The organism is Pseudomonas sp. OTU5201, assembly GCF_038440135.1.
Classification (GTDB): Bacteria; Pseudomonadota; Gammaproteobacteria; order Pseudomonadales; family Pseudomonadaceae; genus Metapseudomonas; species Metapseudomonas resinovorans.
The window spans coordinates 112482-136261 of sequence record NZ_JASATC010000008.1 but is presented as its reverse complement, the minus strand read 5'-3'; the positions used below and the strand labels follow the sequence as shown (position 1 = coordinate 136261).

Genomic DNA, 23780 nt, shown 5'->3' with positions numbered 1-23780 from the left:
ATATGAGCCGCACACCCGATACCTGGATTCTCACCGCCCACTGCCCGAGCGTGCTCGGTACCGTGGATGCGGTGACGCGCTTTCTCTTCGAGCAGCGTTGCTACGTCACCGAGCACCACTCCTTCGATGACCGGCTGTCCTCGCGCTTCTTCATCCGGGTCGAGTTCCGCCAGCCGGACGACTTCGACGAACAGTCGTTCCGCGCTGGCCTGGCTGAGCGCCTGGCGCCCTTCGACATGCAGGTGGAGCTGACGCCGCCGGGGTATCGCGCCAAGGTGGTGCTGATGGTGTCCAAGGCCGACCACTGCCTGAACGACCTGCTCTATCGCCAGCGTATCGGCCAGTTGGCCATGGATGTGGTCGCAGTGGTGTCCAACCACCCGGACCTGGAGCCGCTCGCGCGCTGGCACGGGATTCCCTATCACCATTTTCCCCTCGATCCCAACGACAAGCCCGCGCAGGAGCGCCGTGTGATGCAGGTGATCGAGGAGACCGGCGCCGAGCTGGTAGTCCTCGCCCGCTACATGCAGGTGCTGTCGCCCGAGCTGTGCAAAAGGCTCGATGGCTGGGCGATCAACATCCACCACTCGCTGCTGCCAGGCTTCAAGGGCGCCAAGCCCTACCACCAGGCGTACCAGAAGGGCGTGAAGCTGGTGGGGGCCACGGCGCACTACATCAACAACGACCTGGACGAAGGCCCGATCATCGCCCAGGGCGTCGAAGCGGTGGACCACGCGCATTACCCCGAAGACCTGATCGCCAAGGGCCGCGACATCGAGTGCCTGACCCTGGCCAAAGCCGTGGGCTATCACATCGAACGCCGCGTGTTCCTCAACGCCAACCGCACGGTGGTGTTAAACGCCTGAGTACGTATTTCCCCGGATTTTATCCGGGCTACCCGGCTCCGTAGCCCGGATGAAATCCGGGAATGGCCGGACCCTTTCACGGAACCCGCCACTGCCAGGTTTCACCGGCGGTTTCCGGCAACAGACGCAAGCTCCAGTGCAAGGCCGCGTGGCCGTCGGTCGCGCCTTTGTATTCACAACAACAACGGAGAATTACGCATGTCTGGTAATCGTGGTGTCGTTTATCTCGGTTCGGGAAAGGTCGAAGTCCAGAAGATCGACTACCCCAAAATGCAGGACCCGCGTGGCAAGAAGATCGAACACGGGGTCATCCTGAAAGTCGTCTCCACCAACATCTGCGGCTCGGACCAGCACATGGTGCGCGGCCGTACCACCGCCCAGGTCGGCCTCGTGCTCGGCCATGAGATCACCGGCGAGGTGATCGAGAAGGGCAGCGACGTCGAAAACCTGAAGATCGGCGACCTGGTTTCCGTACCCTTCAACGTCGCTTGCGGCCGCTGCCGCTCCTGCAAGGAACAGCACACCGGCGTCTGCCTCACCGTCAACCCGGCCCGCGCCGGCGGCGCCTACGGCTACGTCGACATGGGCGACTGGACCGGCGGCCAGGCCGAGTACGTGCTGGTGCCCTACGCCGACTTCAACCTGCTCAAGCTGCCGGACCGCGACAAGGCCATGGAGAAGATCCGTGACCTGACCTGCCTCTCCGACATCCTGCCCACCGGCTACCACGGCGCGGTCACTGCCGGCGTTGGCCCGGGCAGCACCGTGTATGTCGCCGGTGCCGGCCCCGTCGGTCTGGCCGCGGCTGCCTCCGCCCGCCTGCTGGGCGCCGCCGTGGTGATCGTCGGTGACCTCAACCCCGCCCGTCTGGCCCACGCCAAGGCACAAGGCTTCGAGATCGCCGACCTGTCCCTGGACACCCCGCTGCACGAGCAGGTCGCCGCGCTGCTGGGCGAGCCGGAAGTGGACTGCGCCATCGACTGCGTCGGCTTCGAGGCCCGTGGTCATGGCCATGAAGGCGCCAAGCACGAGGCCCCGGCCACCGTGCTCAACTCGCTGATGCAGATCACCCGCGTGGCCGGCAAGATCGGTATTCCCGGCCTCTACGTCACCGAAGACCCGGGCGCGGTGGATGCTGCCGCCAAGATCGGCAGCCTGAGCATCCGCTTCGGCCTTGGCTGGGCGAAGTCCCACAGCTTCCACACCGGCCAGACCCCGGTGATGAAGTACAACCGCGCGCTGATGCAGGCCATCATGTGGGACCGCATCAACATCGCCGAAGTGGTGGGCGTGCAGGTCATCAGCCTGGACGACGCGCCGCGCGGCTATGGCGAGTTCGATGCCGGCGTGCCGAAGAAATTCGTCATCGACCCGCACAAGACCTTCAGCGCCGCCTGATCGACTGCAAGACCCCCGACGCCGTGATGTGACAGCCGCGGCGTCTGTCCCTCAAGGAGCCTTCGGGCTCCTTTTTTTGTTTGTGGCCAGAGGGGGCGGGGATGAGGGAGTGGATCGCACAGGCGGATCTGTGTAGGGGCGAATTCATTCGCCCCTACAGTGATTCTCGCCCAACCTCATTCCTCTTCCAGCTCCACGAACCGCTCCAGATCCACAACGTCCAACTTGATCCGCCCGACGAAGGCCGAGAACGCCAGCGCGGCCGCGAGACGGCGCAGGTCGGCGGCCCAGGGCGGTACGAAGCGCGGTTGTTGCAGCCAGCCAGACTCGAACAAGGGCGCCAGGGTCACGACGTCGCCGGTGGTCATGCGACCGGCGAAAAGCTGGCGGAGCAGCTCCGGGCGGTTGTCGCGCACCGCAACCCTGAGCAGGGTGTGCACGCCAAGCATGCCGATCACGTAGCAGGCGTCCTTGGTGAAGGCGCCCCCGCCATTCACGTCAGCACCGCGGAATACACGCTGGGTCGAGCGGAAGGACTCTTCCTCCGACTGGCCCGCATCCAAAAAGCCCTTGAACACCTCGATGAAGTCCGCGCCATCCAGGGCTTGCTGCACGGCGACCACCCTCAGGGCGACGCGGCGCAGGCGCTGGATGTCGATGCTGCCGGTCAGCAGCTCGGCGAGCATGGCGATGCCTTCCTGGGTCAAGGTGGTGCGCGGCGCACCTAGTGCCAGGCTGGTAAGGTTCTTCTGGGCCCGGCCGTTCAGGGCGGTGCCGACATGGACGAAGGCCTCGTGCTGCAGGAGCTGTGCCTTGTCGAGGTCGGAAAAGCGCGCCGAGGCGCGCAGGCGAATGCGCGTGGCACCGGCGATGGCCTTGGACGCGAGGTCCGGGTCCAGCACCACGCGAACTTCACCGGGACCGAAGAACGCATCCACTTCGGCGCGCATCCAGGTGGCGAAGTCTTCGGCCGGGATATCCGCTTCGGTGGCGGGTATCTGCCGGCTGTCGAGCAAGGCGTCGGTGGTGTCGAGGAAGAAGCGCGCCGCGTCCAGGGGCGTCATCCTCTGGCGTTCGTAGTAGTGGTCCGGGCGCTGGTAGAGGCGCGCGGAATACTCGGTGAAGGCCGGCGTGCCGATGGCCCCCAGCATGCGCCCGGCGCAGGCATAGCTGCGCGCCGTGGCAGCGAGGAAGGCGCCGGCCGGATGGCCGCTGTCGCACTGGCCGGCGAGGTTTTCCAGGGCCTCGATCTCTGCGCCGTGGTTCCTCGGGGCAAGGACGACCTCGGGCAGCCTCGGCCGCCCGGCGCGCCAGTCGGCGAGGAAGCGGTCTTCGATGCCATCCGGCCAGGCGATTGCATCCAGCACACGGATCTTGCGCGCCAGGCCGGGGAGGGCGGCATCGAGTTCGGCAAGGCGGGTTTCGCTCATGGTGCGGGACCAGAATGGTGGTCCTTTCAGGCTAGTTCAGGGCACGCGCCTGGATGTAGAAGTGGAAGAACCGACAAAACGTGGGGAACGCTTGGCCGATCCCCGCAGTCATAGGGACGAGCCTCCGCTCACCTGCCGGTACGCAGTGTTCCGGCGCGGATCTTTCATCGAGGTCGACCTATGCACACTCCCCGAAGCCTGACCCTGGCCGTCCTGCTCAGCCTGGCCGCCAGCCCGGTGTTCGCCGTCACCCTGGGCGATGTCGTCGCCGCCGCTGCCGCGAGCGGTGCGGGCAGCCAGGAGGAAAAGGCGCCGGGCATCGCTCCAGTGGAGTCGGCTGCGATGCTTGAGCAGCTGGGCGGGCAGTTGCAGATCACCCCGGAACAGGCCCTGGGCGGCGCCGCCGCGCTCTTCGGCCTGGCGCGCAACAACTTGCCGGCTGACCAGTTCGCCCAACTGGACCAGGCGGTGCCGGGCGTCGGCATGCTCACCGACCCGAACACCCAGGGCCTGCTCAGCAGCATCGGCGGCCTGCTCGGCCAGCAGGCGGGCGGCACAGGCGTGCTGGGCAACTCGACTGGCGTGCTGGCGGGCCAGCAGATGAACAACATGGCGGATGTCAGCCAGGCCTTCGGCTCCCTGGGCATGGATAGCGGCCTGATCGGCCGGTTCGCCCCGCTGATCCTCTCCTTCCTCGGTCAGCAGGGCTTGGCCGAGTCGCTGCTGCAGAACCTGGGCAGCCTGTGGCAATGGACCATTCCGCCGGTAACCCCGGGGTTGCAGCAGGCGCCGGTACAGCAGTCGCCTGTGCAGCAGGTTCCGCTGCAACAGGCGCCGGTGAACGGCCTGTCGACCTGAACCGCGATGGGGTAGGCCTTGCGCCTACCCGTTCAATTCCGCGCGCAACTGGTCGATGCGCGCATCCTTCTCGTGCCAGATCCGGCTGACCCAGGCCTGGACGTACTGGCGGAATTCCCCGTCGTTCTCGTAGTCGCCCTGCCACAGGGCCGGGTCCAGCTCGTGGGTCTGGATGTCCATGATCACCTGGGGCACCTGGCCGCTCAGCAGTGCCCAGAAGCCGGGCACGCCGTTGCCCGGGTAGACCAGGGTGACATCGAGAACGGCATCCAGCTGCTCGCCCAGGGCGGCCAGGACGAAGGCCACGCCGCCCGCCTTGGGCTTGAGCAGGTGGCGGTAGGGTGATTGCTGGTGGGCGTGCTTGACGGGGGTGAAGCGGGTGCCTTCGAGGTAGTTCACCACGGTCACCGGCATGCGCTTGAACTTCTCGCAGGCCGCGCGGGTTATTTCCAGGTCCTTGCCCTTCATCTCCGGGTGTTTCTCCAGGAAGGCCTTGCTGTAGCGCTTCATGAAGGGGTAGTCGAGGGCCCAGAAGGCCAGACCGAGGAGCGGGACCCAGATCAGCTCCTTCTTCAGGAAGAACTTGAAGTAGGGCGCCTTGCGGTTGAACGCCTGGACCAGCGCGGGGATGTCCACCCAGGATTGATGGTTGCTGATGACCAGGTACGAGGTGTCGTTGCGTAGCCCTTCGCCGCCACGGATATCCCAGTGGGTGGGCGTGAGGAGGGCGAAGATGCGCTTGCAGTTCTCTGCCCAGGCTTCGGCGACCCACATTACCCCGCGGGAACAGGCATCGTGCAGAGCCTGGCCTGGCAGGATCAGCTTGAGCAGGGCGATGGCCAGCATCGGGCCAATCAGGATCAGGGTGTTGAGCAAGAGCAGCAGGGTGGTGGCGATTCCGGTCAGCAATGGCCGCATGGGTCCTCGGCTCCTTGTCCTCTGGTGTGCGCGCCATCTTAACCAGTCGACGCCGATGCGACGAGCGGTCCGGAGCCTTGCCACCCGCGAGGGGGCGAGTATGCTTCGGGCACTCGCTGGCGCGTCGACGGCGAACCATTTTCCCCTTCGGCCAGTCCCAGAACCGTACCCCTCAACCAGGAGATGCTGCGTTGAAACCCCTGATTGCCCTGCTTGCGCTGGTGGTGTTACCCGCTGTCGCCGCCCAGGAACCCACACTCTACGGCCGTTACGAATATGTGCGCCTGCCGGAAATCGGCCAGACACTGAAAGCCAAGATGGACACCGGCGCCCTCACTGCGTCCCTGTCCGCCAAGGATATCGAGCGCTTCAAGCGTGACGGCGAGGAATGGGTGCGCTTCCGCCTGGCCACCAAGGACGCCGATGACACGCTGTTCGAACATCGCCTGTCGCGGATCAGCAAGATCAAGAACCGCGCTGACGAACTGGGCGACGAAGACGAAGCACCCTCGGCGGAGATTTCCAAGCGCCCGGTAGTCGACATGGAGATGTGCCTGGGTGGCGTCAAGCGCACGGTAGAGGTGAACCTCACCGACCGTTCCAGCTTCAACTACCCGCTGCTGATCGGCGCCAAGGCCCTGCGCGAATTCAAGGCCGCGATCTACGCGGGGCGCAAATTCACCGCCGGCAAGCCCCAGTGCTGATTGGCACGGATTGACGGGGCAAGTGGCATGGGGCAACGTCGGCGCATTTCCATGAGCCAGGACGCCCATGCCGCACATCCTCATCGTCGAAGATGAAGCTGCCATCGCCGACACCCTGATCTACGCCCTCGAAGCCGATGGCAACGCCACCACCTGGCTGAGCCTCGGCGGTCCGGCGCTGGAACTGTTGCGCCAGCAGGCGGTGGACCTGGTCATCCTCGACGTGGGACTGCCGGACACCAGCGGCTTCGAGCTATGCAAGGCGTTGCGGCGCTTCTCCGAGGTGCCGGTGTTGTTCCTTACCGCGCGCAATGCTGAGATCGACCGCGTAGTGGGGCTGGAGATCGGCGCCGACGACTACGTGGTGAAGCCCTTCAGCCCTCGCGAAGTGGCCGCGCGGGTCCGCGCCATCCTCAAGCGAACAGCGCCGCGTGACCCAACCACCACGCCGGTTGCCGACGGCCCCTTCCTGGTGGACGGCGAGCGCGTGCGCATCCACTACTACGGCCAACTCCTGGGGTTGACCCGGCACGAGTTCCGCTTGCTCCAGACCCTGCTGGCGCAACCCGAGCGCGTGTTCAGCCGTGAACAGCTGCTGGACGCCCTCGGCGTATCCGCCGATGCCGGCTACGAACGCAATATCGACAGCCACATAAAAAGCCTGCGCGCCAAGCTGCGCCAGGTGGCGCCGGCTGCCGAACCCATCCAGACCCATCGCGGCCTGGGCTACAGCTACGCGCCGAGCCACGCCTGATGCCGCTGGGCATTCGCATTTTCCTGGCCTACTTCCTTTTCGTCGGCCTGGCCAGTTGGTTCGTGCTCAGCACGGTGATGGACGAGATCCGTCCCGGCGTGCGCCAGTCCACCGAAGAGACCCTGGTGGACACGGCCAACCTGCTGGCGGAAATCCTCCGAGACGAGGTGCGCGCCGGCACCCTGGACCAGGGCCGTCTGCCCGAGCTGCTGCGTGCCTACGGCCAGCGACAGCCGGGTGCGGACATCTGGGGCGTGCGCAAGACGCAGGTGAACCACCGCATCTACGTCACCGATGACAAGGGCATCGTGCTGCTCGACTCCAGCGGCGCGGCCGTGGGCCAGGACTACTCGCGTTGGAACGACGTCTACCGGACCCTGCGCGGCCAGTACGGCGCCCGCTCCACCCGCGAGGACCCGAACGACCCGGATTCGTCAGTCATGTATGTCGCGGCGCCGATTCGCGATGGCGAACGGATCATCGGCGTCGTCTCCGTAGCCAAGCCCAACGCCTCGCTGCAGCCCTACATCGAGCGCTCGCAGACGCGCCTGGCCTGGCTCGGTGCCGGATTGATCGGCCTCGGCCTGCTGGTGGGCGGGCTGCTCTCCTGGTGGCTCAGCCGGTCGCTGCGCCGCCTGCGCGACTATGCACAGGCCGTGAGCGAGGGGCAGCGCGCAGAACTGCCGGCCATGAGCGGGGGCGAGCTGCGGCAATTGGCGGCGGCGGTGGAGCGCATGCGCACCCAACTGGAAGGCAAGGCGTACGTCGAGCGATACGTACACACGCTGACACACGAATTGAAGAGCCCCCTGGCCGCGATCCGTGGTGCCGCCGAGTTGCTGGAGGGCGAGATGCCGGCGGAGCAGCGGCAGCGTTTCGTGGCCAACATCGGCAACGAGGGCGCACGCTTGCAGCAACTGATCGAGCGCCTGCTCAACCTGGCCCAGGTGGAGCAGCGCCAGGGCCTGGAGGAGCGGGTTCCGGTGCCGTTGCGCGAGCTCGTCGACGCGCTGCTGCAGGCCCAGGCGGCACGCATCGAGGCGGCGGCGCTCAAGGTTGATAACCTCGTTGCACCGGAATTGTGCGCGGTGGGAGAGCGCTTCCTGATCAGCCAGGCGCTGGCCAACCTGCTGGACAACGCCCTCGACTTCACCACGCCCGGTGGCCTGCTGCGGCTGGACGCGGCGCCACAAGGTGCCTCGCTGGAACTCCGGTTTTTCAATCAGGGCGAGCCCATCCCCGAGTTCGCCTTGCCGCGGCTCACCGAGCGGTTCTATTCCCTGCCGCGCCCCGCTACGGGGCGCAAGAGCACCGGCCTCGGCCTCAATTTCGTGCAGGAAGTCGCCGAACTCCACGGCGGCGAACTCCTGGTGCGGAATACCGATAACGGCGTTCTGGCCTGCCTGCGACTTCCCGCCGTCGCGGATTGACACGCGGCCGCCGCCCGGCAGCGTCAGCCGCTTCCGCTATCGGCTATAAATTGACCAAGGGGCGCCCACACTTTCGGCGGGCGTTATCACCCTGTAACCAGGTTTTGGCTTGATTCTTGATGCGGCTCTTATGCACAGCGCCGAGCTTCGACTACAAAAAACACAGGCCCTTCAGGAGCTGCCGGATGAAAACAGTCGCCGAAATTCTCAGAGCCAAATCCCACACCCAGCTGTTCAGTGTCGATCCCACCACCACCGTTCTGGAGGCCGCCCTGCTGATGGCCGAGAAAGACATCGGCGCGTTGGTGGTGATGCAGGGCGGCGAATTGGTAGGCATCGTCACCGAGCGTGACTTCGTACGCCGCGTCGCGGCCCTGGAGCGCTCTGCCTACGCCACCACCATCGAAGAGGTGATGACCTCCAACCTTTTCGTGGTGACCCCGCGTGACAGCAACCAGTACTGCATGCAACTGATGACCGAGAAGAACCTGCGCCACCTGCCGGTGCTGCAGGACGGGAAGCTGGTGGGCCTGCTCTCCATCCGCGATCTGGTGCGCGACATAACCGCGGAACAGGAAAGCCTGATCCAGCATCTGGAGCAGTACATTCGCGGGGCGTAGGCCCTTTCGCCGGGCGATGCCTATCTTGTGGGGGCGAATTCATTCGCTATGGGCAGCGCAGCTGCCCCCTGCAAGGCAATCGGCAGGACTGCGTCCTGCATCGCGAATGAATTCGCCCCCACAGGAAAAGTGAAACCCACCCAATCCCCACACAAATTCCACACATCCCCCATAACCCCACCTCAACCGCTCCCCAGACTCTCCCCATCCCGACACAAGGAGAGTCGCCATGACCCGAAGCCTCGGATTCAAGCTGGGCACCATCGCCCTGTTGATGCTGTTGTTGATGATCCCGCTGATGCTGATCGACGGCCTGATCAGCGAGCGCCAGGTGGCGCGCGATGGTGTGTTGGCCAACATCGCCCAGAGTTCCAGCTACAGCCAGCGGATCACCGGGCCGATCCTGGTGGTGCCGTTCAAGCGCACTGTGCGTGAGTGGAAAACCTATGAGCAGACCGGCCAACGCCACTTGGAAGAGCGTGAGGTGAGCAGCCGTCTGTACTTTCTCCCCGAGCGCTTCAACCTGACCGGCAGCGTCGACACCGAGCTGCGCGCGCGTGGCATCTACAAGGCGCGGCTGTACAAGAGCGACAGCCAGATCAGCGGACAGATCCTGGTGCCGGCCAACTACGGTATTGGCGAGGACCTGGCGGACTACCGCTTCGAGCAGCCCTTCCTGGCGGTGGGCATCAGTGATATCCGCGGCATCGGCAACGCCCTGAAGCTGCGCCTGAACGGCCAGTCCCTGGACTTCCAGCCGGGCAGTGGCGACCGCGTGCTCAATGGCGGCGTGCATGTGCCGTTGGCCGCCCTGCAGGCCGGGGTTCCACAGAGCCTCGACTTCGCCTTCGATCTCAAGCTGCAAGGTACTTCCAGCCTGAGCGTGACACCGGTGGGGCGTGATTCGCGGGTAGAGTTGAGCTCGACCTGGCCGCACCCGAGCTTCATCGGCGAGTTCCTGCCCAGTGAGCGCAGCATCAGCGCCCAAGGCTTTTCCGCGACCTGGCAGACCAGCTTCTTCGCCACCAACCTGCAGGAGGCCCTAGCCGAGTGCGTCGGCGAGGAGCAGTGCAACGCCTTATACTCGCGGGATTTCGGCGTGAGCTTCGTCGATCCGGTGGACCAGTACCTGAAGACCGACCGCGCGATCAAGTACGCCCTGCTGTTCGTCGCCCTGACTTTCGCCGGTTTCTTCCTGGTGGAAGTGCTCAAGCGCCTGGCGGTGCACCCCGTGCAATACGGCCTGGTGGGCCTGGCCCTGGCGTTTTTCTACTTGCTGCTGTTGTCGCTCTCCGAGCACCTGGAGTTCGCACTGGCTTACGCCGTCTCGGCGTCCGCCTGCGTGGCGTTGGTGGGGTTCTATGTCAGCCATGTGCTGCACAGCTGGATGCGCGGTGGCGGCTTCACCCTGGGCCTGGCTGCCCTCTACGGGATGCTCTACGGCTTGCTCAGCGCCGAGGACTACGCGCTGCTGATGGGTTCGCTGCTGGTGTTCGGCCTGCTCGCCTGCGTGATGGTGCTGACCCGCAAGCTGGACTGGTACGGTATTGGCCGCGCCCCGTCGGCCAGCGGCAACTGAGGAGGACGGTCATGCACGTACTGATGCAATTCGGCGGCTGCTTCCTGCTCGGCCTGTTGATTTCGGTGCTGGTCCTGGGCGGCCTGATGTTCGCCGGCGCCTTCGGCTTCATCGACCTCTGGCTGTTCACCGGAAAGCCTCTGGCGGGCCTCGCCCTGTGGCTGCTGCCGGATAGCTTCTGGCAAGGGCTGACCGGCGTGCTGGACGCCGCCCACAACCCGGCAGTGCGTTCTTTTCTCGAGCTCTGTGCGGCACTGGGGCAGGGCGCGCTGCTGATGGCGACGGGCTTCTTCTGGCTCTGGTACCGGCGTGCGGGAGTTCTGCAATGAAGCTGTTGGGGCTGCGCGAGGATCAAGAACGGGGTGCCAAACTGGCAGCGGAGTTGGACAGGCTGTTCAGCGCCTGTCTGCCGCCTCCGCGCAAGGTATCAGGTCGCTGGCGCGGTCGCCTGCAGCGAAGGGCGCTGGTTGACGGCTGAGTACCAGGCCGCCAGCTTCGGGCAGTCTCGGCGCCAGTTGAGGTCGGGCATGCGGAAGTCCAGGTAGCCCAGTGCGCAGGCGGCACTGATGGCTGCCACGTCGAAGCGTTCGTCCAACTCGTCGGCGGATTGCTCAAAGGTTTCCAGGGCGCGATCGATCTTGCTGCATTGGCCCATGACCCAATCGTCCCAGCGTTTGTCTTCGGGGCGCAGGAAGGTTTCGTAGCGCACGAGAATGGCGGCATCCAGCACCGCGTCGGCCAGGGAGGCCAGGGTCAGACGCCGCCAGCGCGTCGCACCTTCGCGGGGGATCAGCGGCTCGCCGCCATGCTGGTGGTCGAAGTAGTCGAGGATCACCCGGCTGTCGTGCAACACGCTGCCGTCAGCCAGTTGCAGGGCGGGGATCTTGCCCGCGGGGTTGTGTTCGTTCACCTCCTCGCTGGGGTTCACCGGGGTCAGGGTCACGCCGTGCAGGCTGACCGCGTCGAGCTGACCGGTTTCATGCAGCAGCACCATGACCTTGCGGACGTACGGGGAAGTGGGGGAGAAGAACAGGGTCTGGCTGGCGCTCATGCGGATTCCTCGGCGTTTGCAGCGGTGCATTGGCGCAGTTATACCGCATTGGAATGCTGCCGGGCAGGCGGGGTGGCGCTTTGGGCGGGACTCTCGCCTCAGAGCGCAGGTGCATGTTGCCGGCGCTGCCAACGAGCGAGAGCGGAGGCCAGTGCCGCCGGGGTTTCCAGGCCCTGGCGGCAGGCGCGGCTGAAGAGAATCAGGGCGATCTCGGCGGTCACCAGGGCATCGGCGCTGGCGTTGTGGCGTTGTTGTACATGCAGGCCGAAGTACTCCACCCACTGGTCCAGGCCGCCATTGCGGATGCCGGATTCGGGGCAGAGCATGGGCGCCAGCTCGGCGATATCCAGAAAGCAGTGGCGCAGCCTGTGGTCGAGGTCCTGCTTGAGGGCGCGGCTCAACATGCGCTGGTCGAAGGTGGCGTGGAAGGCCAGCAGCGGGCTGTCGCCGAGAAACTCCATGAAACTCAGCAGGGCTTCGGCCGGTTCCACGCCGGCGGCCAGTTCGCTCGGTGCGATGCCATGAATCAGCACGCTGGCGTTGAGCTTGCCGGTGTCGCGCTGCAGCGTGCATTCGAACTGGTTGCCGAGGTCGATGGCGCCGTCGTCAATGCTCACTGCGCCGATGGACAGCACCAGATCACGACTCATGTTCAGGCCGCTGGTTTCCAGGTCCAGCACTACGAAGCGCTGCTGACGCAGGGGGCGTTCGTCCAGGGGCTGGGGATCGGGGAGGCCATCGCGACGGGCGGCGATGTCCGGGGCCAGGGGCGTGCGGCGGGAGAACCAGGGGAAACCGTTCATAGTTGATAACGTAGCGCCAGGCTGGATTGCAGGCGTTGGGCCTGACGAAAGGACTCGCGCAGGATGCGCCGGTCCAGGTGGTTGAGTGTGTCCGGATCGAGCCGGTTGGAGTAGGGCAGCCCCTGCCGCGCCTGTTGCTGGTGCTGCTGCATGCGGGTCTGCTGGATGAAGTGGTAGGCCTCTTCATAGGCAGCGCCATCCTGGGCGTCCACCACTTCGCGCTCCACCAGTTGGCGCAGGCGCTCCAGGGTGCCGCAGGCGCTGATGCCATGGGCCAGCGCAAGCAGCCGGGCGCCGTCGACGAAAGGCGTAAGGCCTTGCACCTTGAGGTCGAGGGTATCTTTCTCAGCGCCTTTGCGGGCCACCACGAAATCCCGGAATCGCCCCACCGGCGGGCGCTGGCGCAGGGCGGTGTCGGCCAGCATGCGCTGGAACAGGCTGTTATCGGCGACCATTACCAGTAGCTCCCGCTGCAGCGCCTCGCAGCCCTCAGTGGGGCCCCAGACGGCGCGTAGGTCGAAATAGATGGACGAGCCCAAGAGGTTCTCCGGCGTCGCCTCGCGGACGAAGCTGGCGAAGCGCCGACTCCATTCGCTGCGTGACAGGCAGAGTTGCGGGTTGCCGGCCATGATGCCGCCCTTGCACAGCTCGAATCCGCACTGGGCGAGGTATTGGTTGATGCGTTCGGCCAGCGGCAGCAGGCGCCCGCGAATGGCGGCCGCGTCCACTGCGTCGACCGCCTCGAAGAGGATGCCGTTGTCCTGGTCGGTGTGCAGGGTCTGTTCGGAGCGCCCTTCGCTACCAAAGCAGAGCCAAGTGAAGGGAATGCCCGGGTCGCCCATCTCTTCGATCGTCAGCTCGATCACGCGGCACACGGTGTGGTCGTTGAGCAGGGTGATGATGCGAGTGATCTGGGTCGAACTGGCACCGTGGGCGAGCATGTTGTCGACCAGACGCTGAATCTCGCCGCGCAGGGCGGCCAGGGTCTCAACGCGGCCAGCGTGGCGAATGGTGCGCGCCAGGTGCACCAGGTCGACCCGCTGCAAGGAAAAGAGGTCGCGCTCGGAGACCACCCCCAGCAAGCGCTCGCCGCCGACCACGCAGACGTGGGCGATGTGTCGTTCGGTCATTGCCAGGGCGGCGTCGAAGGCACTGGCTTCCGGCGGCAGGTGGAAGGGCGTCTGGGTCATGACTACCGCGATGGGCTGGGTGAGGTCGGCGCTGGCGTCGGCGATCACCCGGCGCAGGTCGCGCAGGGTGAAGATGCCCTGCGGTCGTTGCCGGGTGTCGACGATCACGATGCTGCCTACCTGCTGTTCGTGCATCAGCCGCACGGCGTCGCGCAGGGGCAGTTCCGGCAGGCAGGCGATCGGCTGGCGCACCGCCAGTTCGCCCAGGCGGGTGTCCAGGGAATACTGGGCGCCGAGGGTTTCCACCGCGCGTAGCTGCACCTGCTGGTTGACCTGGTCGAGCAGGCTGCTGACTCCGCGCAGGGCGAAGTCGCGGAAGGGGTTGGAGAGGGCGAACAGCTTGACGAAGGCGGCCTTGCCCAGCAGCAGGCAGAAGGTGTCTTCGCCGGCCAGGTGTTCGGTGCGGGTAGCGCGCTCGCCGAGCAGGGCGGCCAGCGGGAAGCACTCACCGCTGGCGATCTCAAAAGTGGTTTCAGTGCCGCGCCGGGCCGAGTGCGGGCGTTCACCCACCACGCGGCCTTGCTTGACGATGTAGAAGTGCTCCACCGGCCCGTCCTGGGGCTTGATGATGGCGTCGCCAGCAGCATAGAAGCGCAAGAGGCAGTGCTCGACGAGGAAGGCGAGGTGGGCGCTTTCCATCTGGTTGAACGGGGGATACTTCTGCAGGAACTCCACGGTGCCGTGGATGTTCTGCATCACCGCTTGTTTGCCTGCGTGGGCGAAGGCGTCTGCCTTGTTCATGCTGATGCCTGCTGTTCTTGTTAGAGGAACCATGCTGCGCGTGGCAACGGGGGACACAAATTGGACGTAAGTCTAAAGGCAGGCAAGCAGGTCGTCGGAAAAACGGGTAGGCCGCTACCGTTCGGCGGATGCCGCATTCTGCACGGGAACTTGCGTGCATTTTGCGCATCGGACCTGCGTGCCCCGTGCTAAAGCTACTAGTGAGGGGAGTTGGGCCTGCCAGGGAGGCCCCTATCGAGGACGACCCCATGAGTTACGGTGACCTGCTGAGCGAAGCCGAGCTGCAAGCGCTTGAAGAAATCATGCGCGTACCCAGTGCGCCGCCCAGTGTTCTGCTGGTGGACGACGACGAGGCCGGGCGCGACGCCCTGGCCGACGAACTCGTCGCGAAAGGCATCCCCTGCATCACCGCCGACAGCGGCGAGCAGGCGCTGGCGCTGCTGGTCACCCGTCCTTCGATCGGCCTGATGATCACCGAACTGCACATGCAGTGCGGCAGCGGCCTCGAACTGGTGCGTCAGGTGCGCCAGTCGGCCCGGGCGACCCTGCCGGTCATCATCATTTCCGGCGATGCCGACGTGCAGGATGCCATCGAGGCGATGCACATGAAGGTAGTGGATTTCCTGCTCAAGCCGGTGGACATGAGCCGTCTCTCCAACCTGGTGCGCAACGAGATCGGCACCCCGCCCGAACCCAAGGCCCCGCCACCCGAGGTGCGTCCCAGACCGGCGAAAGCGAAAACCAAAGCGAAGATCATTGCGCTGAAAAGCGCCTGAAGAAACCGCCAGGGACAGGCGGTTTTTTTGTGCCTGGCGAATCAAGCCGACTTCCCCAAAAAGAAAAACCGCCCCGAGGGGCGGTTTTTCATGGGCAGGTCTTAGAGACCGTTCTTCGCCTTGAACTCGCGGCGACGACGGTGCAGGACCGGCTCGGTATAGCCGTTAGGCTGCTTGGTGCCCTCTACCACCAGCTCCAGCGCGGCCTGGAAGGCCACGTTGTCGGCGAAGTTCGGCGCCATTGGGCGGTAAAGCGGGTCGTTGGCATTCTGGCGGTCGACCACCGAGGCCATGCGCTCCAGGCTCTCGACGATCTGCGCCTGGCTGACCACGCCGTGGCGCAGCCAGTTGGCCAGCAGCTGGCTGGAGATACGCAGGGTGGCGCGGTCTTCCATCAGGCCGACATCGTTGATGTCCGGCACCTTGGAGCAGCCGACGCCCTGGTCGATCCAGCGCACCACATAGCCGAGGATGCCTTGGGCGTTGTTGTCCAGTTCGTTCTGGATCTCTTCCTGGCTCCAGTTGGTATTCGGCGCCAGCGGGATGGTCAGGATGTCGTCCACCGAAGCCGGGGTGCGCTTGGCCAGTTCGGCCTGACGAGCGAATACGTCGACCTTGTGGTAGTGCAGCGCGTGCAGGGTGGCGGCGGTCGGTGACGGTACCCAGGCGGTGTTGGCGCCGGCCAGCGGGTGGCCGATCTTCTGCTCGAGCATGGCGGCCATCAGGTCCGGCATGGCCCACATGCCCTTACCGATCTGCGCCTTGCCCTGCAGGCCGGTAGCCAGGCCGACGTCGACGTTGTTGTTCTCGTAGGAACCGATCCACTTCTCGGTCTTCATGGCGCCCTTGCGCACCATGGCGCCGGCTTCCATGGAGGTGTGGATTTCGTCACCGGTACGGTCGAGGAAGCCGGTGTTGATGAACACCACGCGCTCGGCGGCAGCCTTGATGCAGGCCTTGAGGTTGATGGTGGTACGGCGCTCCTCGTCCATGATGCCGACTTTCATGGTGTTGCGAGGCATGCCCAGCACGTCTTCTACGCGGCTGAAGATTTCGGTGGCGAAGGCTACTTCTTCCGGACCGTGCATCTTCGGCTTGACGATGTACATCGAGCCGGTGCGGGTGTTCTTGCGGCTGGTGTTGCCCTTCAGGTTGTGCAGGGCGATCAGGCCTGTGAACAGGCCGTCCTGGATACCTTCGGGTACTTCGTTGCCAGCGGCGTCGAGGATGGCCGGGTTGGTCATCAGATGGCCGACGTTGCGCACGAACAGCAGGGAGCGGCCGTGCAGGGTCAGCTCGGAGCCATCGGCCTTGGTGTAGGCGCGGTCCGGGTTCATGGTGCGGGTGAAGGTCTGGCCGCCCTTGCTGACGGTTTCAGCCAGGTCGCCCTTCATCAGGCCCAGCCAGTTGCGGTAGACCACGACCTTGTCGTCGGCATCGACGGCGGCGACGGAGTCTTCGCAGTCCATGATGGTGGTCAGCGCGGACTCCATCAGCACGTCCTTCACACCGGCGGCGTCGGTCTGGCCGATGGCGCTGCTCGGGTCGATCTGGATTTCGAAGTGCAGACCGTTGTTCTTCAGCAGAACGGCGGTGGGCTTGGCAGCTTCGCCCTGGAAGGCGATGAACTGAGCGGCATTCTTCAGGCCGACTTCGTTGCCGTTCTTCAGGGTCACGGCCAGCCGGCCGTTCTTGACGATGTAAGCGGTGGCGTCGACGTGGGAGGCACCTTCCAGCGGCGCGGCTTCGTCGAGGAAGGCGCGGGCGAAGGCGATCACCTTGTCACCGCGAACCTTGTTGTAGCCCTTGCCCTTTTCGGCGCCGCCTTCTTCGCTGATGGCATCGGTGCCATACAGCGCATCGTACAGCGAGCCCCAGCGGGCGTTGGCCGCGTTCAGGGCGAAGCGAGCGTTCATCACCGGCACGACCAGCTGCGGGCCGGCCATGGTGGCGATTTCTTCGTCGACATTCTGGGTAGTGGCCTGGAAATCGGCCGGTTCCGGCAGCAGGTAGCCGATCTCCTGGAGGAACGCCTTGTAGGCCACGGCATCGTGAGCCTGACCGGTACGTGCCTGGTGCCAGGCGTCGATCTTGGCCTGCAGTTCATCGCGTTTGGCGAGGAGGGCTTTGTTCTTCGGAGCCAGGTCGTTGATGACGGCTTCCACACCGGCCCAGAACGTGTCGGCGGCAATGCCGGTTCCGGGGATGGCTTCGTTGTTCACGAAGTCGAACAGGACTCTGGCGACCTGAAGGCCACCGACTTGAACGCGCTCAGTCATTGCTTGCCTCACTCTGCTCAATATCCGTTCGGACTGGGGGTCTCCCTTCTTGTAGTCCGAAGCGCGGCATACTACATGAAGCCGTTGTGAAAATCAGTGGGGTCGCGTCGCTATGCGACTAAAAGCTGCGTTACGGTCACAACGGCGGGCAGAATGTTCTCAAAAAACTGGCACATTGTTCCAGCTAAATCTGAAAAATGTACACGATTCATTATTCGATGGAACTGCGACAGGCCGTCGCACGAGATGCTGCGCGGGTTGTCCGGGGCTTTCCTATACTCCTGCGAATTCGCCCGGGAGTCCTTACATGTCCGTATATGCCGCCACGTTCAGCGATCTTGATGATCTGACTCGGCTCTTCTCCGGCTATCTGGAGTTCTATCAGGTGCCCAGACCCCTGGCGGAGGTCCGCGCTTTCCTCGAACAGCGCCTGGATCGCGCTGACTCGACGCTGCTCATCGCCCGCGGTGTCGACGGCGCGCCCCTGGGCTTTACCCAGCTCTATCCCTTTCTCTCGTCGCTGGCGCTGGCACCGGCCTGGTTGTTGAGCGATCTTTATGTAGTGCCCACTGCCCGGCGTCAGGGCGTGGGGGAGGACCTGATGAACGCCGCCCGTGCCCATGCCTTAGCGACCGGCGCCTGCGGCATCCAGCTGGAAACCGCGAAGACCAACCTCGCCGGTCAGGCGCTCTACGAGCGTCTGGGCTACGTGCGCGATGAGGTCTTCTATACCTACTGGCTGAGCCTGGCCTGAAGCCCGGCGCCGGTTGCCAACATAAGGAGTCGAGCGTGGATCATCTGGTACTTACCGTCATTGCAGCGGACCAGCCCGGGCTGGTGGAGCGCGTCGCGCAGTGCATCGCCGCCCATGGTGGCAACTGGCTGGAAAGCCGTATGTCGCGCATGGCCGGGCAGTTCGCCGGGATCTTGCGGGTAGCGGTGCCGGCCGAGGGTTACGACGAACTGGTAGAAGGGCTGCAAGGCCTCAGCGCCCACGGCATCCGTGTGATGCTGGCGCAGAGTGGCATCGAGCCGTCCTGCACCTGGAAGCCGATCCTGCTGGATCTGGTGGGCAATGACCGGCCGGGCATCGTCCGGGACATCACCCGGCTGCTGGCCGAATTGGGCGTCAACCTGGAAAGCCTGATCACCGAGGTGGTGCCGGCACCCATGAGCAGTGAACCGCTGTTCCACGCTGAGGCCGTGCTGGCGGTGCCCCTGACCCTGTCCCTGGATGTGTTGCAGGCCAAGCTGGAAACCTTGGCCGATGACCTGATGGTTGAGCTGAATCTCCACCAGGAAAAATGAGCGTCAATCGGGTGGAAATCCGCGACACGGATTTCCACCCTGGCGATCAGCTGTTGCGCCGCAGGGTCAGCCAGGCGTCGACGCTGTAGATGGCCAGGCCGGCCCAGATAAAGCAGAAAGCCAGCAGCTTGCTGGGGTCGAAGTGCTCGCCGAAGAGGAAGATCGCTTGCAGCATCACCAGGGTCGGCGCCAGGTACTGGAGAAAACCCAGGGTGGTGTAGGGCAGGTGGCGGGCGGCGGCGTTGAAACACACCAGGGGCACCAGGGTGATGGGGCCCGCCGCGATCAGCCAGAGCGCCTCGGGTGTTGACCAGAAGCTCGCCTGGGAGGAGGCCGCGCTCGGGGTCAGCAGCAACCAGCCGACGGCCAGGGGCAGCAGCAGCCAGGTTTCCACGACCAGCCCGGGCAGGGCCGCCACCGGAGCCTGCTTGCGGATCAGTCCATAGAAGCCGAACGTCAGCGCCAGGGTCAGGGAGACCCAGGGCAGCGCCCCTACCTGCCAGATCTGCTGGGCCACGCCGATGGCCGCCAGCAGCACGGCGATCCACTGCAGGCGACGCAAGCGCTCGCCGAGAATCAGCATTCCCAGCAGTACGTTGATCAGTGGGTTGATGTAATAGCCCAGGCTGGCTTCCAGCATCCGTCCGTTGTTCACCGCCCATACGTAGACCAGCCAGTTGCCGGCGATCAGCATGCCGCTGGCGGCCAGTACGCCAAAGCGCTTGGGGTTCTCGCGCAGCTCGCGCAACCAGCCCGGGTGCTTCCAGACCAACAGCAGTGCGGCGCCGAAGAGGGCCGACCACAGCGCACGGTGAACGATGATCTCCAGCGCCGGAACGCTCTGGATGGCTTTGAAGTAGAGCGGAAAGAGGCCCCAGATGACGTAGGCGGTAAGCCCCAGGATATACCCGCGACGCGGGTCGGCGGTTGCCATGGAATGTCCTTGCTTAGGCAGCTAACGAGTGGTGCGACATTCTAGTGGGCGACGTCGTGGCTTGTCTGTGTGCTCAGGTTTTTCCACAAGGCTGTGCAAGCGAAACGCGTAAGGCGTTCTTTACGGCAGCTGGCGAGCGCTGCTCCTTGTAGAGGCGACAGGTTCAGAACAGCTTTAGCGGTTCTTCGTCCAGCGCCGACATTTGTTCGCGCAGGGTGAGGATCTGATCGCCCCAATAGCGTTCGCTGCCGAACCAGGAGAAGTGCATGGGGAAGGCCGGGTCGTCCCAGCGGCGGGCGATCCAGGCGCTGTGGTGCATCAGACGCAGGGCGCGCAGACCTTCGATCAGCGGCAGCTCGCGGCGGTCGAAGTCGTGGAACTCCTGGTAGCCGTCCATCAACTCGGAGAGCTGGCCGAGGCGTTCCTGACGATCCCCCGCCAGCATCATCCACAGATCCTGTACTGCCGGACCCATGCGGCAATCATCGAGGTCCACCACATGGAAGACGTCGTCACGGCACAGCAGGTTGCCGGGGTGGCAATCACCATGCATGCGAATCGGTTGGTAGCGCACTTCGGCGAACAACGTGTCGAGGCGCTTTAGCAGATCACGGGCGACCGACTCATAGGCCGGCAGCAGGCTGCGGGGAATGAAACCGCCTTCCAACAGGGTCGCCAGTGACTGGTGGCCGAAGTTGTCCACCGCCAGGGTTTCGCGGTGCTCGAAAGGGCGGGTGCTGCCGACGGCGTGCAGGCGACCGAGCAACTGGCCAAGGCGGTAGAGCTGGTCGAGGTTGCCCGGCTCCGGTGCGCGGCCGCCGCGACGGGGGAACAGGGCGAAGCGGAAGCCGGCGTGCTCGAACAGGCTCTTTCCGTCGCGTTGCAGCGGCGCTACTACCGGCACTTCGCATTCGGCCAGTTCGGCGCTGAACGTGTGCTCTTCGAGAATCGCTTCGTCGCTCCAGCGCTGCGGTCGATAGAACTTGGCAATCAGTGGCTCGGCGTCCTCGATGCCCACTTGGTAAACGCGGTTCTCGTAGCTGTTCAGCGCGAGGATGCGCATATCGCTGAGGAAGCCGAGGCTTTCCACAGCGTCCAGTACCAGGTCGGGTGTGAGGTCATCGAAGGGGTGGGACATGGGCAGCTCCGGCAGTCAGGCGCCCAGTCTATCCCCAATGATCGCGCAGCGTACGGTTGACGGGCCTCAGAGCGCGGTGCCGAGCAGCACCTGACCGGGCGCAAACTGAGCGCGCACGCTGTTGCCTGCCTTGAGGCCGAGTTGCGCCAGACGTTCGGGCTCGACCAGGGCGCAGAGCGTTTGACCGCTGGCCAGGGCGATGCGCACTTCGCTGGGGCTGTCGGCCGCGTCGAGGATTTCTTCGATCCGGCCCTGCAGCTGGTTCAGTGCGTCATCTGCCAGTTCTGATATGTGCTGCAGCCGCAGCCAGCCCGCCTTGATCAGTGCCACCACGCTGCGGCCTGGCGCCAGTTCCAGCTTTTCGGTGCTGTCGTGGGTGATCTGCGCCAAGAGGCAGGGACCGCCGGCCAGTTCGATACTCACCAGATCGTTGCGCCCCCTGGATTCGATGCCGAGCACTCGGCCGCTCAGTTGGTTGCGTGCGCTGGTGCGCAGCATCAGGCGACCCAGCAGCTCCAGGTCCTGCTCGCTTTCGGCACATTCCAGCAGGCGCGCCTGCAGGCTTTCCAGGCGCTTGTAGAGGGCCAGCAGGCGTACACCCTCGGCGGACAGTCGAGCACCACCACCGCCCTTGCCGCCTACGGTGCGCTCCACCAGGGGCTTTTCGGCGAGGTTGTTCAGTTCGTCGATGGCATCCCACGCCGCCTTGTAGCTCAGGCCTGCGGCTTTTGCGGCGCGGGTGATGGAGCCTTGTACGGCGATCTGTTCCAGCAGCGCCAGGCGCTGCGGGCGACGAGTGAGTTGCTGGGTGAGGGCGTTGGTCAGGCTCATGAACGGACGGGTTCGTCGGGGGATCTGGCGCGCAGGCTGCTCCCGCCCGTGCTCTGCGTCAAGCCTTCAGGAGTCCCCCGGCCGGGGCGTGCGTGCCAGGCAGTAGACGTCCACCCGAGTTGCGCCGGCGCGCTTCAATAGTCGAGCGAGGACATGTGCAGTGGTGCCGGTGGTCAGCACGTCGTCCACCAAGGCCAGGTGCAGGCCTTTCACTTCTACCCACGAGGGCAACGCGAAGGCTCGGCGCAGGTTGCGGCGCCGGGCGGCAGCATCCAGGCCCTGCTGGGGTGGGCCGTCCTCGATGCGTTGTAGCCAGCCGTCTTGCACTGGAAGGCAGAGTTCGTTGCCCAGCCAGCGCGCCAACATCTGTGCCTGGTTGAAGCCACGCTGGCGCAGGCGTGGTGCGCTCAGGGGAACCGGTAGCAGGGCGTCGGGACGGGGCAGTCCTTCATGGAATGCGTGCTCCAGGTGGCGGGCGAGCAATTCCCCCAGCAAGCGGCCCAGGGGCCAGCGGCCCTGGTGCTTGAAACGGGTGATCAGGCTGTCCACGGGGAAGCCGTAGCGCCAAGGCGCCTCGACCCGCGTGAAGGGCGGTGACTGTTTCAGGCACTCACCGCAGGGCAGGCCATGGGTGGGCAAGGGCAGGGCGCAGACGATGCAATGTCCGCTGAGCCAGGGCAGTTCGGTCTCGCAGCCTGCGCAGATGGCCAGGTCGCTGCCCGGCGCGCGACAAAGCTGGCAGGTGGGTGTGTGGCGAAGCCAGGCCGGCCGCAACCGGGTGAGCAAGGAAAGCATGGTCCCCTCCCTGGGACAGGATTCAGGCGATCAGCCAGCTCATCACCACCAGGCCGAGAAAGGTCAGGACCAGGCCGCCGATGATGGACTTGCGGATGAAGGCGCGGACGCCACCGTAGAGCAGCAGCAGCCCGACGAGCAGCAGGATCAGGCTGAAGAAGGACACGTCCATGCCGATGGCCCGTGCCAGGCCGTTGAGAAAGTCATCGATGGCCTGGCCGATGCCGCCCAGCACGCCGGACAGCAGGTCGACGATGAAGCGGATGACAGAGCCTATGATCCGGCCGAGCCACTCGAAAAATCCTTCGGTACGCATGGTGGTGTGGTGCTCCTTGAGCGTCAGGCTGATGGTTTGAACCCGCCGGTCGGCATGGGTTCAGCGCCGCGAACTGCTCAGTTGCGGGGCGAGGAAAGAGTGCCGGAAATATTCGCGGAAGGCTTTCATCGGTTCGCTGAACTCCAGGTCGCGGCGCCAGGCCAGCCCCACGCTCATCGGCGGGACGGGGTCGGTCAGCGACAGGGTTTCGATGCGCCGGCCCTCCAGCGACCAAGGGCGGTACACCAGGTCGGAGAGGATGGCCACGCCCGTGCCGTTGGCCACCATGCTGCGCACCGCCTCCACCGAGCTGGTACGCAGGATCACCGTCGGCTGCAGGTCGCTTGCCTCCCAGTAGCGCAGGGCGGTCTGGTCGGCCTCGTCCACCGTCAGCAGGATGAAGGGTTCGCGGGCGACGTCCGCCAGGCCGACCGAGGGCCGTTCGCTGAGCGGGTGGCGGTTGGGCAGCCAGAGCCGCCGTTCCGAGCTGAACAGGGTTTCGGCGGCGATGTCCGGGTGCTGCAGGTTGGCGGTCAGCACCACGGCCATGTCCAGCGTGCCGTCCAGCAGACTGCGCTCGATGGTTTCGCGCTCCTGCTCGTACAGGTTCAGCTGGATGCCGGGGTACCACTGCGCCAGGCGCTGCAGGTGGTAGGGCAGGAAGTAGCCCATCACCGTGTAGCTGGCCGCCACGCTCAGGCTGCCCTCGATGCTGGTGTCCGGCAGCGGGCTTTTCAGCGCGTCCTCGACGCTGCGCAGGATGGAGTAGGCGTGGTTGAGGAAATGCCGGCCGCTGTCGGTGAGGGTCATGCCCTGGGGCGAGCGGATGAACAGGCTGACGCCGAGCAGGCCCTCCAGTTCCTGGATGGCGCTGGTGACCGCCGACTGGGAAATGCTCAGGTGGATGGCCGCCTGGGAGATCTGCCCGACCTCGGCGGTGGCGACGAAATAACGGACCTGGCGCAGGGTGAATGCCATGGTAGAGACCTGCCTGGGGGTATCGATTTTTCAGAACTCAGTCTATCGAATAATAAATCTTCCCAATACCTGGGGTGCCTTTT

23 protein-coding genes and 1 pseudogene are annotated in these 23780 nt (G+C 65.0%); 12 read left to right on the top strand and 12 right to left on the bottom strand.

Translation table 11 applies throughout. The annotated features are described in order from the left end of the window. The first annotated feature begins 2 nt into the window (after nt 1-2). Both purU and fdhA read left to right on the top strand, forming a co-directional pair. Entirely contained in the window at nt 3-866 is an 864-nt protein-coding gene (gene purU / locus AAHM40_RS07515; protein WP_028631169.1) for a formyltetrahydrofolate deformylase, read from the top strand. Nucleotides 867-1064: 198 nt separating this feature from the next. Continuing rightward, complete coding sequence (fdhA, locus tag AAHM40_RS07510) at nt 1065-2264, top strand: formaldehyde dehydrogenase, glutathione-independent (RefSeq protein ID WP_342244088.1); 1200 nt, start codon at nt 1065-1067, stop codon at nt 2262-2264. Nucleotides 2265-2440: 176 nt separating this feature from the next. Here fdhA and AAHM40_RS07505 read toward each other — a convergent pair whose 3' ends face one another. Next, the gene (locus AAHM40_RS07505) at nt 2441-3694 is read right to left on the bottom strand and encodes a flavohemoglobin expression-modulating QEGLA motif protein (protein WP_342244087.1); all 1254 of its coding nucleotides are present in this window, start codon (nt 3692-3694) and stop codon (nt 2441-2443) included. Between the two features lie 180 nt (nt 3695-3874). On the opposite strand from AAHM40_RS07505, the gene AAHM40_RS07500 reads away from it, so the two are divergent. Beyond that, complete coding sequence (locus AAHM40_RS07500; RefSeq protein WP_342244086.1) at nt 3875-4552, top strand: DUF2780 domain-containing protein; 678 nt, start codon at nt 3875-3877, stop codon at nt 4550-4552. A gap of 24 nt (nt 4553-4576) precedes the next feature. On the opposite strand, the gene AAHM40_RS07495 is transcribed toward AAHM40_RS07500, so the two are convergent. Then, nucleotides 4577-5470 (bottom strand): acyltransferase, encoded by an 894-nt coding sequence (locus AAHM40_RS07495; RefSeq protein ID WP_342244085.1) that lies wholly within the window; start codon nt 5468-5470, stop codon nt 4577-4579. A gap of 191 nt (nt 5471-5661) precedes the next feature. Between AAHM40_RS07495 and rloA2 the strand changes: the two genes are divergently transcribed. From rloA2 to AAHM40_RS07465, 6 genes are all read left to right on the top strand, one after another. Then, nucleotides 5662-6174, top strand: a complete 513-nt coding sequence (gene rloA2 / locus AAHM40_RS07490; protein ID WP_342244084.1) for a retropepsin-like aspartic peptidase RloA2 — start codon at nt 5662-5664, stop codon at nt 6172-6174. 67 nt (nt 6175-6241) lie between these two features. Beyond that, complete coding sequence (gene creB, locus AAHM40_RS07485; protein WP_342244083.1) at nt 6242-6928, top strand: two-component system response regulator CreB; 687 nt, start codon at nt 6242-6244, stop codon at nt 6926-6928. Then, complete coding sequence (gene creC, locus AAHM40_RS07480) at nt 6928-8358, top strand: two-component system sensor histidine kinase CreC (RefSeq protein WP_342244082.1); 1431 nt, start codon at nt 6928-6930, stop codon at nt 8356-8358. The genes creB and creC overlap by 1 nt, the downstream gene beginning before the upstream one ends. A 185-nt stretch (nt 8359-8543) precedes the next feature. Next, nucleotides 8544-8978, top strand: a complete 435-nt coding sequence (locus AAHM40_RS07475) for a CBS domain-containing protein (protein ID WP_342244081.1) — start codon at nt 8544-8546, stop codon at nt 8976-8978. 229 nt (nt 8979-9207) lie between these two features. Further along, a complete protein-coding gene (creD, locus tag AAHM40_RS07470; protein ID WP_342244080.1) occupies nt 9208-10557 on the top strand; it encodes a cell envelope integrity protein CreD in 1350 nt (449 codons plus the stop codon). Nucleotides 10558-10568: 11 nt separating this feature from the next. Continuing rightward, nucleotides 10569-10886 carry a hypothetical protein gene (locus AAHM40_RS07465; protein ID WP_342244079.1) on the top strand — a complete coding sequence of 106 codons (318 nt, stop codon included), beginning with the start codon at nt 10569-10571 and terminating at the stop codon, nt 10884-10886. A 98-nt stretch (nt 10887-10984) separates the two neighbouring features. Here the strand turns inward: AAHM40_RS07465 and AAHM40_RS07460 are convergent, their stop codons facing one another. The 3 genes from AAHM40_RS07460 to AAHM40_RS07450 form a co-directional block, all read right to left on the bottom strand. Beyond that, a complete protein-coding gene (locus tag AAHM40_RS07460) occupies nt 10985-11608 on the bottom strand; it encodes a glutathione S-transferase family protein (protein ID WP_342244078.1) in 624 nt (207 codons plus the stop codon). Nucleotides 11609-11706: 98 nt separating this feature from the next. Then, the gene (locus AAHM40_RS07455) at nt 11707-12411 is read right to left on the bottom strand and encodes a 3'-5' exonuclease (protein ID WP_342244077.1); all 705 of its coding nucleotides are present in this window, start codon (nt 12409-12411) and stop codon (nt 11707-11709) included. Next, complete coding sequence (locus AAHM40_RS07450) at nt 12408-14342, bottom strand: putative nucleotidyltransferase substrate binding domain-containing protein (protein WP_342244076.1); 1935 nt, start codon at nt 14340-14342, stop codon at nt 12408-12410. Before AAHM40_RS07450 ends, AAHM40_RS07455 begins: the two co-directional genes overlap by 4 nt. A gap of 248 nt (nt 14343-14590) precedes the next feature. Here AAHM40_RS07450 and AAHM40_RS07445 point away from each other — a divergent pair. Then, nucleotides 14591-15022, top strand: a pseudogene (locus AAHM40_RS07445) (response regulator); the annotation flags it as partial. A gap of 197 nt (nt 15023-15219) precedes the next feature. Here the strand turns inward: AAHM40_RS07445 and AAHM40_RS07440 are convergent. Then, nucleotides 15220-17397, bottom strand: coding sequence for a malate synthase G (locus AAHM40_RS07440; protein WP_342244075.1), 2178 nt, complete (start codon nt 17395-17397; stop codon nt 15220-15222). A gap of 307 nt (nt 17398-17704) precedes the next feature. Between AAHM40_RS07440 and AAHM40_RS07435 the strand changes: the two genes are divergently transcribed. Both AAHM40_RS07435 and AAHM40_RS07430 read left to right on the top strand, forming a co-directional pair. After that, nucleotides 17705-18151 carry a GNAT family N-acetyltransferase gene (locus AAHM40_RS07435; RefSeq protein ID WP_342244074.1) on the top strand — a complete coding sequence of 149 codons (447 nt, stop codon included), beginning with the start codon at nt 17705-17707 and terminating at the stop codon, nt 18149-18151. Nucleotides 18152-18186: 35 nt separating this feature from the next. Beyond that, nucleotides 18187-18705 (top strand): glycine cleavage system protein R, encoded by a 519-nt coding sequence (locus AAHM40_RS07430; protein ID WP_028631153.1) that lies wholly within the window; start codon nt 18187-18189, stop codon nt 18703-18705. 46 nt (nt 18706-18751) lie between these two features. Here the strand turns inward: AAHM40_RS07430 and rarD are convergent, their stop codons facing one another. The 6 genes from rarD to AAHM40_RS07400 form a co-directional block, all read right to left on the bottom strand. After that, nucleotides 18752-19639: an EamA family transporter RarD gene (rarD, locus tag AAHM40_RS07425; RefSeq protein ID WP_342244073.1), complete on the bottom strand. Its 888-nt coding sequence runs from the start codon at nt 19637-19639 to the stop codon at nt 18752-18754. A 163-nt stretch (nt 19640-19802) separates the two neighbouring features. Then, on the bottom strand, nt 19803-20777 hold the full coding sequence (locus AAHM40_RS07420; protein WP_342244072.1) for a serine/threonine protein kinase: 975 nt from the start codon (nt 20775-20777) through the stop codon (nt 19803-19805). Nucleotides 20778-20843: 66 nt separating this feature from the next. After that, a complete protein-coding gene (locus AAHM40_RS07415; protein WP_342244071.1) occupies nt 20844-21608 on the bottom strand; it encodes a TOBE domain-containing protein in 765 nt (254 codons plus the stop codon). Nucleotides 21609-21674: 66 nt separating this feature from the next. Continuing rightward, nucleotides 21675-22403: a ComF family protein gene (locus tag AAHM40_RS07410; protein WP_342244070.1), complete on the bottom strand. Its 729-nt coding sequence runs from the start codon at nt 22401-22403 to the stop codon at nt 21675-21677. A gap of 22 nt (nt 22404-22425) precedes the next feature. Beyond that, the gene (locus tag AAHM40_RS07405; protein ID WP_342244069.1) at nt 22426-22719 is read right to left on the bottom strand and encodes a hypothetical protein; all 294 of its coding nucleotides are present in this window, start codon (nt 22717-22719) and stop codon (nt 22426-22428) included. A gap of 60 nt (nt 22720-22779) precedes the next feature. After that, complete coding sequence (locus AAHM40_RS07400; RefSeq protein ID WP_342244068.1) at nt 22780-23697, bottom strand: LysR family transcriptional regulator; 918 nt, start codon at nt 23695-23697, stop codon at nt 22780-22782. Between the last annotated feature and the right edge of the window lie 83 nt (nt 23698-23780).